Source organism: Paenibacillus sp. SAF-068 (assembly GCF_051967555.1).
Classification (GTDB): Bacteria; Bacillota; Bacilli; order Paenibacillales; family Paenibacillaceae; genus Paenibacillus.
The window spans coordinates 54,922-68,092 of sequence record NZ_JBQCJX010000002.1 but is presented as its reverse complement, the minus strand read 5'-3'; the positions used below and the strand labels follow the sequence as shown (position 1 = coordinate 68,092).

Sequence of the window (13,171 nt, the reverse complement as noted above, 5' to 3'; positions counted from 1 at the left end):
CACAGCTTTGAGAATAGATAGCGCTTACTAATGTGAATTAAATCACAATAGATAATGCACATCCATATTACCCTTATTACAGATGCAAATGACCTGGCAACCAGGGTCTAAAGGGGGCTACATCATGAAAAATCAGACACTGATCCGGGATGATCAGGAATCTTTCTTTTACAATCTGCGCTTTATGCTTATCGTCTGTGTCCTAGCTGGTAATGCACTTGAACCACTCATCACACGCTTTGCAGGAGCGGAAGCTCTGTTCCTGTGGATATATACGTTTCACATGCCGCTCTTTGTATGGGTAACCGGGTATTTTGCGACACACTCACTTCAAGGTGCCTCTGGGCGAAACGTGCTGAAGCAGATTGCACTACAGTATGTACTGTTTCAGTCCTTATACGCATTAATGGATTTCACCGTATTCCACACACCCCATATGCGGCTATCTTTCTTTGCACCTTACTTGCTGTTATGGTTTCTCGCGAGTCATTTCTGTTGGCGACTGTTGCTTCGTCTTACAATTTCATGGAAACCGATTTATCGGCTAATTGGATCAATTGCGCTCGGTGTCATTGCCGGGTATCTACCCATCGACGGGTTCTGGCTCAGTTTCAGCCGTACGTTTGTCTTTCTGCCGTTCTTTGTCATCGGTTATGACTATGGAGCATCCATTCGCTCTCGTTTATTATCCGGTTGGGGACGAAGAACCTCAGCGCTGCTCTCCGCTGCACTTTTGGTATGGATCGGGTATGGCGGTTTGAATATTTCATCGGGATGGTTACTCGGCAGCATGACGTACGCTGAACTGGGCCACCACGAATGGTATGCCGGAATCTTCCGAATGGGTGTCTACTTGCTGGAGATTGCATCGGCAGCACTTTTCTTGGCCTGGGTACCTTCCTTGACTTCCAGACTGACGGATCTCGGACGGCGCACACTCTATGTATTCCTGCTGCACGGGTTTCTCGTTCGTCTTGCGATCTGGTCTGGGGTCTATAGTTATATGGGAAGCTCGGCGTATATTCCAGTCATACTTGTCATCGCCGTACTTTTCGCAGTCACCCTGGCTCTGCCGGCTGTACGTCACACGTTCAAACCCTTTATTGAACCGGATATATCCCGCTTTTCTATTAATCGGCATGAGCTGTTTAAACGGTCGGCCTAACGCTCTGACGGATCTCTTCTCCATCGATTCTGGTCTGGTGTGTTGTTTCAGGCTGGAAATGATGTGGTAAATTAGGGATACGCGCTACAAAAAACAACTTATAGTTGTAAGGAGTGATTTGTAATGGCACGTCAACCGACGTCAGAACGCAAGATGAGCCGTGAGGAAGCCGGCAGATTAGGTGGTAAAGCCACTTCCAAGAACCATGATCGAAGCTTCTACCAGATGATTGGAAAAAAAGGTGGCGAAGCGACTTCAGATGCCCATGACACCGACTTTTACAAGCAGATTGGCCGCAAGGGCGGCGAAGCAACCTCCGAAACCCATACCAAGGAATTCTATCGTGAGATTGGACGCAAAGGCGGAAGCAACTGATGAATTCCCCTTGCCACATCGAAACATGATCATAGCTTTCCCGCAAATCAAGAAGTCTAATTCCATGAAAATGGTTTGAGGCTTCTTTCTATTGATTGTAGAAATATGACGACGGTTGTGATAGACTCAATAGAAAAACCGGGTGTTCACGGGTTTAAAGCAGCAAAGAATTTCACAAACTACGGGGAGCTCGACACCGGCAAACCGGTCCTTTTTTAGAGTACGGATGAAATTAAACGACAGATGCACTGCCATTTACTTTTCCATTCATGTTGCTCAATATTATATATTTGGGGGGAAATACACCATGTCAGCCAAGAAGATGCGTTCCGATATGATCAAAAAAGGTTTTGACCGTGCACCGCACCGGAGTTTGCTCCGTGCAGCGGGCGTTAAAGAAGAGGATTTCGGCAAGCCATTCATTGCCGTATGTAACTCTTACATCGATATCGTGCCCGGCCACGTTCACCTGCAGGAATTCGGTAAAATTGTAAAGGATGCTATTCGTGAAGCCGGTGGCGTTCCATTCGAATTCAACACCATCGGTGTAGATGATGGAATTGCCATGGGACATATTGGTATGCGTTACTCGCTGCCAAGCCGTGACATTATTGCGGATTCCGTGGAAACCGTTGTATCTGCTCACTGGTTCGACGGCATGGTATGTATCCCGAACTGCGATAAAATTACACCCGGCATGATGATGGGTGCACTCCGCTGTAATATCCCTACCGTGTTTGTCAGCGGTGGACCGATGAAAGCTGGTCGTGACAGCAATGGTAAAGCTCTCTCCCTGACTTCCGTATTTGAAGGCGTAGGTGCTTACCAGGCTGGTAAAATTGACGACAAGAGCTTGCTCGAGCTTGAACAGTTCGGTTGTCCAACTTGCGGATCATGCTCCGGTATGTTCACAGCAAACTCCATGAACTGTCTGGCTGAAGCGATGGGACTGGCTATGCCAGGTAACGGAACCATCCTCGCTGTTGCTCCTGAGCGTCGTGAGTTTGTTAAACAATCCGCTAAGCAACTGATGGAACTTATCAAAATGGATCTGAAACCACGTGATATCGTTACTGTAGAAGCGATCGATAACGCGTTTGCACTGGATATGGCGATGGGCGGCTCTACAAATACAGTACTGCATACACTGGCACTGGCTCATGAAGCAGGCATCGAGTATCCAATCGAACGTATCAATGAAGTAGCTAACCGCGTTCCACATCTTGCTAAACTTGCACCTGCTTCCGATCTTCACATCGAAGACGTACACAATGCAGGCGGCGTAAGTGCAGTTTTGAACGAATTGCTCAAGAAACCAGGCGCGATTCATGGTGACTGTATTACGGTTACTGGTAAAACAATCCGCGAGAACGTTGAAGGAAAAGAAATCCAGGATACCAATGTCATTCACCATCTGGATAACCCGCATTCCGAAAAGGGCGGCCTGGCTGTATTGTTTGGTAACCTCGCACCACAAGGAGCTATCATCAAAGTCGGCGCGGTTGATGCTTCGGTTGGCGGATACCACAAAGGTCCTGCCATCTGCTTTGACTCCCAGGAGCAAGCGCTCGAAGGCATTGCTAACGGCAAAGTAAAAGAAGGACATGTTGTTGTTATCCGTTATGAAGGACCAAAAGGCGGACCAGGTATGCCTGAGATGTTAGCTCCTACTTCCCAGATCGTAGGTATGGGATTGGGCGCCAAAGTTGGTCTGATCACCGACGGACGCTTCTCTGGCGCATCCCGCGGAATCAGTATCGGACATATCTCTCCGGAAGCAGCTGAGGGTGGTCCCATTGCCTTTGTTGAAGAAGGAGACATCATTGAGCTGGATCTGAACAACCGTATCATCGAATTGCACATCAGTGACGAAGAGTTTGAACGTCGTCGCGCAGGTTGGAAAGGCTTTGAACCGAAAGTAAAAACCGGTTACCTGGCTCGTTATTCCAAACTGGTTACCAATGCAAGCAATGGTGGCGTACTGAGTATCTAATTCACGTTTTCTGCATGAATATCGAAAACCATCTAATAATAAAGGGTTGCTCTTCTGCCAAATCTGGCGAAGGGCAACCCTTTTATTTTTGCTATATGATGTGATTAGTCCGTTTAGTTCCGCTCTGGCAGTATCTCTTGTTCAATGAACAACGATTCATCTCTGGATTCTTCTACCGTTGCTGCGACCTGTGTCGTATGTTGACCGTAACGTTCAATCAAGTGATCCAGCGGCATGGCAATCATCTTGGGTACCAATTGTTCGGTACGCTGTTTCAGACGTTTGGTTCCTGCCGGATGGATCACACTTAAGAGCAGTTTCAGGTATACTTTGGATGCAGCACTGAACGGTCCAGGGGGCAATTCTTGTATGGTGAATCCGAATTTTTCCGGCCCTCTGTTAATCATACTCACACCGTATATGGCTTTGGCAGAGCGTAACTCAGGTTCGAGTGCCACCATGCGTGCCAAATCCGGCAATTGCTGTTCCATCGTCCGAATCATACGAATGGCCAAATGCATGCTGGAACGCGAGGTCACCCCAAGTTCGAACAACTTCTGATTGTCAAAATGCAGTTCAATGACCGGATCTCCGTTTTGAATGACATGGCCATCACTCATCTCCATTCGTGCTCCGTGATATACACGGGATCGAAAATGTAACATTGGATCTTCTGGCGAAGCCGTCCGCAGATGATATACCCAGTGGAACAACTTCTCCCAACCCAGCCATAAAGCAACAACGATTCGCTTCCATAGCTTCAATGGTGTTTGTAATTGCGTTTTGTTCTGAGATTCGCTCACTGTGATACCTCCCATCAACGTATCAACGCGTACGCTTTGCAGGCCTAACCGTTCAGCTTCCTGTAATACGACTTCCAGCGCCTGAAGCATCTGCTCCGGCGCGTGTGCATCAGCACCGAGGGTCGTTCCTCGATCATGCAGCAGCATGACCTCTCCACCTCTTAGCTCCTTCAGCATCCGTTCGGTCAATCTCTGGGCACCCACTCGGCTTCTCCAGTCTTCAAACATGGAAGACCACAATACAATCTTACGTTCTTTTTTGCTAAAAAAATCAAACAGATTCATAATGCCCCACGGTGGGCGATAATAACAAGTCTTCACACCGGTTACTTCATGAATAATCTGACCTGTTCGCTGAATCTGATCTCGAACGGTACGTGGCCGCATGAGCCAGTTCGTCTTGTGAATATAATTATGAATGCCAATAAGATGACCTTCGTCATGTATCCGTCGAATGAGTTCAGGATGACTCGCAGCATGTTCTCCCACGACGAAAAAAGTGGCTTTTGCTTGATGATGATGAAGCAGATCGAGCAGTCTTGGCGTATAGTGCGGATCTGGCCCATCGTCAAACGTTAATGCAAATTTTGTCTCACTTCTTCCCCGTCTGAATACACGAAACCCAAAAAGCCTGCTGATCAAACTAGGAATAAAGGCGTAAAAAGATGAAAGATACAATAACCACAGTAGAATACTCTGAAGTATCATTGTCATGTTGCTAGCTCCCCACTTCTCCTGCTGAATTACGGTGCGCTATGCACTATCTAAAATAAACCGCCTTTAATTTTATCATAGTTCAGACTTTTCTTGAATCCTGTTTTCCCAAAAAGATAGCTATCGTGTACAATAAATACAATCTAATTATTACCATCAAAGGAGTCATGTCCATGCTACCGCTTTACAAAAAATACGGGCGCACTGTCTTCGATATCGCGTTGCTCGTATTAACCGTGTATGTGATCATGTACGGTTTCAGTCAATTATATCATGTGGCTGCACCCGTTTTTCTCTCATTCATCGTGTATTGGATGATTGAACCGCTGGCCAAATTTTTACATCGCAAAGGATTGCCCAAGACGCTTGGAGCCGCCGTCTCCGTCTTGTTGTTTCTTGCATTGATTGTCGCCGCCTTTTTTGGTGTAGGCTTGATTATCATTTCACAAATTTCCAATCTTCAAGATAATTTCCCTGTTTATATTGAAATGATACAGCGTGAATTCACCAATCTGGTGTTATTCATTCAGGACAAGTCAGACGCTCTCCCTGATGGGATTATGGAAAAAGCGAATGATTACTTTGCAACACTGACCGGTTTCCTGTCCAAATGGGTAACGAGCGGAGCGCAATTTGTTGTAGGCTTCCTCAGTTCATTCTCTTCGTTCATTACGAACTTCGGAATTGCGATCATTCTGGCTTTCTTTCTCAGTATCGAGATTGAATCCTGGCGCAAGTTCGCCCGTGCAAAAACGCCCAAAACGTTGAAGTTAGCTATTGAATTCATGCGAAATCACGTGTTCAAGACTATTCGCTCCTATTTGAAGGCACAACTGATCATGATGCTCATTACGTTTGTATTGATCTATGCAGGTTTGTTGATTTTGGGAACCTCTAATGCCTTTACCATTGCAGCCGTCTGTGCGGTTTTTGATCTGGTACCCTTGCTTGGTGTTCCTGTTGTATTCATTCCATGGATCGTCTACTTGTTCATTGTAGGCAACAGCAGCCTCGCTATCGGCCTGATTGTGATTCTGGCGGTGACGATGTTGACACGACAATTGCTGGAACCGAAAATATCAGGCAACTCGATTGGTGTATCTTCGGCGTACTTGATGCTTTCGTTTATGCTAATCTCCCTTTCAATCTTCGGTCTGGCTGGTGTAGTGTTATCTCCAGTGCTTCTGATCCTTCTGAAAGAACTGTTACAACAAGGGTACCTGCAAAAGTGGATTCACCTGCCAAAAGATGAATTTGAATCCTCTCCCTTGGTTATGGACCCACCGGGTAACACGGCCTCAGCAAGTTCTGCCGAATCTACAATTCCTTCGCCTATTCCAGGGAAGGATCACGAGGACGCAGCCAAATAGTCCATGATCTTCCTGAAGAGAGCTGTCGCCTGATGATGGCTGTCTGGAGAGACATTTTGAACAAGAACCGCTACGGCATACTTGGGTTGTTCTATCGGTCCATAACCAATGAACCATTGATGATTACGCTTCTCTCCGTGTTTCTGTACCTGAGCTGTACCTGATTTCCCTGCAACATGCCACTGCGCATGCTGCAGGGATTTTCCTGTTCCCTCACGGACTACCTTATTCATCCAGGATAAGAGTTTATGCGCGGTGGCGGGAGCAATCTGTCCTGCTGCTGAAGGGGCATCATGCAAGGGCATCTCCAGCATGGTGCCACCATCCGCATAGCGGATTCTCTCAACGAGGCGTGGGGCACTAACCTTTCCATCATGTAACAGTGTCACGACCAGATTGGCGGCTTGCAGCGGTGTGACCAAGACATCTCGCTGACCGATTGCTGTCTGTATTTTCGCACCTTCATCATCAGAAGAAACAGCCTCTGTTCTCACGCGCCCGTAATCTTCGTGATCAAAGTGTCGCAAGACGGGCATCCCAGCCATCTGTTTCCCCTCCCAACCAACAGGTCGTGCCAGTCCCAGACGGTCTGCCGTGTTCTCCAGTTGCTCCATACTAAGCCTGCGCGCCGTTTCCCCAAATACGATGTTGCAAGACTCGGCAAATCCCTGTTCCAGATTCAGGTCTCCATGCCCGTGCTCTTTCCAGCAAGATAACCCGTATTTTCCGTACTCACCACTACAATGGAATTCTTCACCGTTAGAAACCGCATGATACTCCAAAGCGGCTGCGGCAGTGACAATTTTGAAAATAGAACCCGGTATGGCTCCCTGTACAGCTCGATTCCCCCAGAGCGATTGCTTGGGGTCCACATGCTGTGGCTGATAGAAAGGGCGGGAAATCATGGCACGAACATCTGCGTTAGCGGCATCTAACACAACGACGGCCCCTTCTTGTAATCCATATTCTTCTGTCAACTGCTCCAATCCACGCTGTATTCCGGCATCCACAGTCGTTTCTACACGTAAAGGATAATGGCTGTTGGCCGGTGCAATGACGTGCGGCTGAATATCGGGGATAATCTCCCCACTACCTGAGACCATACGAGATACAAGCGTAGGGCCAATTCCCCGTAACAGGGGTTCGAGAGTCCTTTCTAAGCCAGCTGCCCCTGATTTCATGGCAAATGGCTGTTTGACTTCATCCTGATGTCCGGTTAGAACTTTGGAGGATTCAGGCAGTTCGGCAAGATAACCCATCCACTGCATCCCTGTATACCCCGGAAGATACCTTGTCATCATCGGATAGATGCCGGCTCCTTGCAGGTGCAAACTACGCAGGCGCTCCACCTGAGCACCGGTCAAATGAGCAGGCTCATGTGCACCTGCCGTCCAAAAATGAGGTGTTCTCTCCCGATTCCATTCCTTCTTCAATTGATTCAGATCCGTATGTAATATAGCTGCCAACTGCGTCATCTCGGAGTCGTCTAATCCACCATGCTTGCGTAATTTCTCTAGTGGACCTGCCTGTGGAAAAAGGACCAAACCCCATTGCAGCTGACCAGTCAACGCCTTACCCTTGTAATCCGTAAATTGTCCACGACCTGAGTCAAGCATCACCCCGCGTTCACGCTGCAATACAGACATTTCACGTACCGTTCGGTGAAATCCAGGCATAGTCCGATTCACCTGAACGATCTGGACCCATCCCAATCGTAATATAAGCATTCCAAAGATAAGAGTTAGAAAAATACAAATGAAATAGATTCGCCGTTTCGCAAGGAGATGCATCCCAATCTCACCTTTTATCGTTTTGACATATTATTGCTTATGCGGCTTGGAATTATCCGGTAAACAACAAGAAAACCTGTCCCATATAGGGGACAGGCTCCTCAGCAAGATCAATCCGTAATTCCACGGACATGCTTTTATTCTTTTATTACACCGTAAAGCGTGACAAAGTATCTTTCAGTTCAGTGGACACATTCTCCAGCTTGCCAGACAGATTGACCAGTTGGTTACTGATATTTTGCTGTTCACTGCTCAAAGAAGCTACCTCTTGGGACGTTGCAGAAGATTCCTCAGCCACAGCGCTGACATTGCTCATGGCTTCAGATAATGTACCCTGAGATTTGTTCAATTCTCCAATAGAACCTGTCACCATGCCCAAACGTTCCACAAAGGCACCCATCTGTTCCTGTACGGAAGCAAAAATGACATTGGTGTCTTTAACTGCATCCATCTGTTCTTTGAATAACGGATAGGCTGCGGACAAAGCATCCACGGTCTCATTCATTTCAGCCATAATTTTGTCTGTGATCTCTCCGACCATCTCAATGGATTGTCTGGATTGAGCTGCAAGCTGACGAACCTCATCAGCCACCACCATGAATCCACGCCCCGCTGCACCAGCACGTGCTGCTTCAATGGTCGCATTCAGGGAAAGAATATTCGTTTGTTTCGTTATGTTTTGCAGCACTTCAAGCACTTTCAGAACAGAAGACGTACTCTCTTTCAACGAATCAACCTTATTCACCAGTGCACCAATCATTTCTTCTGTCTTCTGGGTTTTGGTCATCAACTGATTCAGATGTTGTGTTCCTGTCTGACTGGACTTCTCTACATGACGAGCAGAGTCACCCATCTGTTCATTAGCAGCGATTACACTCTGCATCTGACGAGAGATATTGTCAGTTAATTCATTGCCACGTTCCGCTTCGGTTGCCAAACTGCCTGCACCGCCTGCGATCTCTTCTGTAGCTACGGCAATCTCCGAAGCGGATACAGCCGTTTTCTTGGATGCACTGCTCAGTTCAGAGGCGGTATCCAATACTTCCTGCGCAGAACGATTGGTTTGTTCAACCAGCTTGGTGATCTGCTCCATCATCAGATTGAAGGCGGTCGAGAGTTGACCAATTTCATCTTTGGAGCTATAAGGTGTACGAACTTTAAGATTACCTTTTGCACCTTCCTGCATCAGGTCTTTCAATTTGCCGAGTGGACGAGCGATCATACGTACCATCCAGATTCCAATCAATACTGCAATCCCCGCATCAACCAGCGCCATCCACAAGGTCAGGGTCAGAATGCCTTTTGCATCCTGAACCAAAACAGAGGTAGGTATCATACCGACCAGTTTCCAATTGGATGTATCCATCGTACTGTATACGGCCAGCATTTCCGTAGATTTGCCATCTACCACATACTCGGCATTCGTGCTGCCTGCTGGTTCAGTCAACTCTTTGACAAATGCAAGTTCTGTATCTTGTCCCGTAAGATCCGAAATGGAGGATGCAACCACCTTATTATCCGGAGCGATCAGTTGAAGAACAGCCCCTGGCCCTAGATCAAGAGATTTCAATTGCTCCTCCAAAACTTCCAGTTTCAGTTCTATGACCAGAACATACGACTGAGTAGTCCCCTGCAAGTTTTTCATGGAACGTGCAATTTTGAACGTTGGCGTTGAGCCATCTTCTTTGACCTCTGTTGGAAGCCAGCGATAACCGCCCGCCTCAATCAACTCACTGTACCATGCTTCCTGGCGGATGTTGCCCATGGATGAACTGTTGCTGCCCGTACCCATAATAGACTTTGTATCGTCCGTAGGCACCAAATAAATCGCTTCCATAGATTTATTTGTAAATGCAACATTGGACAGTTGCTTGTTGATCGAACTTGAGTTTATAAATGTATCATAAGCAGTCAGATTCTTATCTGACATTTTTTGTAGCAAGGACTGCATCTCTGGATCAAAGAATATCTGTGTGGATGTATCAACAAATCTCTCCAAAATGATGTCCATCTTCTGTTTGGTCTGATCAATGGTCTCCTGATTGGCACGTGAGGCATTTTTCTCTATCGTGCCCTTGGCTTTCGAATAGGATAATAGACCTAAACTCACTACAAAAATCATAATCCCCGCAAAAAAGATCAAAAACAGTTTAACCCCTACGGATTTAACCGGATTCGCCTTCTTAATCTGTTGAAGAGAAGACCCTCCAAAGTTTTTCCAATCCCTGTTTTTGAATTGTTTCTTCACCCAATCGGTCTTGATCCAACCCAACTTGAGCTTGCTACGGTCAATCTTGAACCTACTCTTGCCATTACCTGTCGTTTTGCTTTTGACTGCTTTTTCTTTCTTCACTTTCTGAACCTGCTCAGGGTTAACCTGCTCAGTTTTTGTCACTTGCTCCCCACTGTCTTTCTGCTTCTTTTGAACCAATCCCATTCACCTGCCAGTTATTTACTTGTTGGATTTTCTTTCTCTCCCCTATAAATATGTAGTATTCGACAGCTTTCTTCGTTCCCCTTTCATTTCCCAGAAATATTTTACAACTTTATTCCTATTTTTCTATAAAAAAAAGACCCCCATATGCCGATAAACGGAGGTCCTACATGTTAATTTCATAACACTATTTTGTTAAATCATAATACAATATTGGCACAATGTAGGTATTTGAACCTACTTCTTTTTTCTCATCATATCGAAATAGGAAACCGGCTGATCCACCTTCATTTTGACCAGTTGCAAAGGGTGACGAGCAGCATCTAGAACATTGCCCTCTTCGTCCTGTATTTCACCAACCACCTGTTTGAAAAAGTGCCCTCCCGGACCGAAAAATTCGATTTCCTGTCCTGGTTTGAAGTGATTGCGCTGTTGAATGGTTGCCATTCCCGTTTCGGCATCATACCCCATGACCAATCCAGCGAAGTCAAAAGGTACGGCTTTTTCTTCCGGTTCATAGATATGATCTTCATGGTCTGGTGTGTCATAGAAAAATCCGGTATTCAGCGGGCGATTCGCCGCTTTGTTCATTTCTTCAACCCATTCAGGTTTCAGAACATAGTTTTTCGGGTCTGCCATATAAGCATCAATGGCTTGACGGTATACGTTAACCACGGTGGCCACGTAGTGAATCGATTTCATACGTCCTTCGATCTTGAAACTGTCCACGCCCACATCAATCAACTCGGGAATATGGCCAATCATGCACAGATCTTTTGATCCCATGGAGAATGAATTATCCTGTTCCTGGAACAGGGGAAGCTGGTTCTCACCCAGTTTGAAAGGCGCAGGTGCCTTCAACTGCATGTCCTCTTCGCTAACCCATACCGTATCTTCTCTCGCATCCTCGAACAGGTCATACTTCCAGCGGCAAGACTGGCAACAGCCCCCCCGGTTGGAGTCCCGATCCGTAAAGTGATTGGAGAGTACACAACGTCCGGAATACGATGAGCACATCGCCCCGTGAATGAAAGCTTCAATTTCGATATCCACATTCGCTTTGATCTCTTCAATCTCTTCGAAGCTGGTCTCACGTCCGAGAACAACGCGTGGAAGTCCTTCATCTTTCCAGAACTTCACGGCTTGCCAGTTGAGTGTGGATTGTTGAGTACTCAGATGTACCTCCAGACCTGGCACAGCACGAAGGGCAACTTCAATAATAGCCGGATCAGCTACGATGATCGCAGAGATTCCCGCATTATAGAGGTTTTGCAGGTAGGTTTCGATCCCCTCAACATCCTCATTATGTGCGTAGATGTTCGTCGCTACGAACACTTTGGCTCCATACTTTTTGGCAAACTCCACACCTTCACGCATCTCTTCAAAGCTGAAGTTATCCGCGTTGGAACGCAGTCCATAGGCCTGTCCGCCGATATATACGGCATCTGCACCGTAATGAATTGCAAATTTCAGTTTTTCCAGATTACCCGCCGGAGCTAGCAGCTCCGGTTTGTCCAGACGGTTACGTTTACCCGAGAACTTCCGCTGTACCGCCACTGTTTCCATTCTGTTCACCTCGTCTATTAATACACTTGTTCTTTATAGAAAAATCCAAACGACAATTCACGTTCAGGATCCTGTAATTCCCGTACCTCAGCGAGCCACTCTTCAGAGAACGCATATGCATCGGCATCAGCTACATAACTGTCAATCGCTTTCCGGTATGCACGTACAACCGCTTCATTGTAGGTAAGTGATTTTAACATGCCTTCAATTTTGAAGCTGTGCACCCCCGCCTCCATCAACAGATGGAGATCTTCAAGGATACATATATCCTCAGAGCTCATAATATGTGTGCCGTTGATATCCTCATAGATCGGGAACTTCTCATCCCGGCGTTCAGCCTCGATCAGGAACAATCCACGTTCTTTGCCCAGATGTCCCTCAACCGGTCGCCCTTGATGAGCCATATAACTTTGCACCAGACTACGCTTGGAGTGATATATATTTGTCATGCCATGTACCTGAACCTGAGCTTCCACCTTGAGAAAAGGAACCATCTCCGTCAACTCGTCCATATTCAACTCACGGGCAAGCACAACGCGACTCGCTCCTTTGGTTCCCCAATAGTTGGCTGTCGCATAGTTGGTTGAAGTCATCTCCGCATTCCAGTGCAACTTCACATGTGGAGCGTATTCCTTCATGGTAGCCAGCACGGATGGATCATTAAATTCCACACCGTCAATACCGATTCTGCCAAGCGCTTGAACATATTCAGGCAATTCTTTCAGCAGCTCGTTGGACATCAGATTCGTCATGGATACATACACGCGCGCCTGATGTTTGGCCGCAATGGCAACCACCTCTGCTGTCTCCTCCATACTGAAGCTGCCTGGAAGACGCATGCCGAATCGATCGTCTCCAATGACCAGAGCATCTGCTCCAGCCTGGAGCAGCACTTCTGCCTCTTTCACATTCGCTGCTGTAACGAGCAGTTCATGTTTCTTACTCATATAATCCCCTCCGC

At 46.8% G+C, this 13,171-nt stretch carries 8 protein-coding genes and 1 pseudogene; 4 read left to right on the top strand and 5 right to left on the bottom strand.

Annotation, left to right across the window (positions count from 1 at the left end; translation table 11 throughout):
• Positions 1 to 124 precede the first annotated feature (124 nt).
• The 3 genes and pseudogenes from ACTHPG_RS14360 (at position 125) to ilvD (ending at position 3,533) form a co-directional block, all read left to right on the top strand.
• The gene (locus ACTHPG_RS14360) at positions 125 to 1,165 is read left to right on the top strand and encodes an acyltransferase family protein (protein ID WP_440390285.1); all 1,041 of its coding nucleotides are present in this window, start codon (positions 125 to 127) and stop codon (positions 1,163 to 1,165) included.
• A gap of 123 nt (positions 1,166 to 1,288) precedes the next feature.
• Positions 1,289 to 1,531, top strand: a pseudogene (locus ACTHPG_RS14355) (KGG domain-containing protein); the annotation flags it as partial.
• A 316-nt stretch (positions 1,532 to 1,847) separates the two neighbouring features.
• Positions 1,848 to 3,533: a dihydroxy-acid dehydratase gene (gene ilvD / locus ACTHPG_RS14350; protein ID WP_074096200.1), complete on the top strand. Its 1,686-nt coding sequence runs from the start codon at positions 1,848 to 1,850 to the stop codon at positions 3,531 to 3,533.
• A gap of 113 nt (positions 3,534 to 3,646) precedes the next feature.
• Here ilvD and ACTHPG_RS14345 read toward each other — a convergent pair whose 3' ends face one another.
• Positions 3,647 to 5,050, bottom strand: coding sequence for a polysaccharide deacetylase family protein (locus tag ACTHPG_RS14345; protein WP_440390284.1), 1,404 nt, complete (start codon positions 5,048 to 5,050; stop codon positions 3,647 to 3,649).
• Between the two features lie 173 nt (positions 5,051 to 5,223).
• Here ACTHPG_RS14345 and ACTHPG_RS14340 point away from each other — a divergent pair, with 173 nt between their 5' ends.
• Positions 5,224 to 6,420 carry an AI-2E family transporter gene (locus ACTHPG_RS14340; RefSeq protein ID WP_440390283.1) on the top strand — a complete coding sequence of 399 codons (1,197 nt, stop codon included), beginning with the start codon at positions 5,224 to 5,226 and terminating at the stop codon, positions 6,418 to 6,420.
• Here ACTHPG_RS14340 and ACTHPG_RS14335 read toward each other — a convergent pair.
• The 4 genes from ACTHPG_RS14335 to ACTHPG_RS14320 all read right to left on the bottom strand — a co-directional run bounded on the left by ACTHPG_RS14335 (position 6,399) and on the right by ACTHPG_RS14320 (position 13,157).
• Positions 6,399 to 8,096 (bottom strand): peptidoglycan D,D-transpeptidase FtsI family protein, encoded by a 1,698-nt coding sequence (locus ACTHPG_RS14335; RefSeq protein WP_440390282.1) that lies wholly within the window; start codon positions 8,094 to 8,096, stop codon positions 6,399 to 6,401. The two genes, ACTHPG_RS14340 and ACTHPG_RS14335, sit on opposite strands and share 22 nt — an antisense overlap.
• A gap of 262 nt (positions 8,097 to 8,358) precedes the next feature.
• Positions 8,359 to 10,647: a methyl-accepting chemotaxis protein gene (locus ACTHPG_RS14330; RefSeq protein ID WP_440390281.1), complete on the bottom strand. Its 2,289-nt coding sequence runs from the start codon at positions 10,645 to 10,647 to the stop codon at positions 8,359 to 8,361.
• 234 nt (positions 10,648 to 10,881) lie between these two features.
• A complete protein-coding gene (locus tag ACTHPG_RS14325) occupies positions 10,882 to 12,210 on the bottom strand; it encodes a peptidase U32 family protein (protein ID WP_440390280.1) in 1,329 nt (442 codons plus the stop codon).
• A 17-nt stretch (positions 12,211 to 12,227) separates the two neighbouring features.
• Positions 12,228 to 13,157, bottom strand: coding sequence for a peptidase U32 family protein (locus ACTHPG_RS14320; RefSeq protein ID WP_440390279.1), 930 nt, complete (start codon positions 13,155 to 13,157; stop codon positions 12,228 to 12,230).
• Positions 13,158 to 13,171 lie beyond the last annotated feature (14 nt).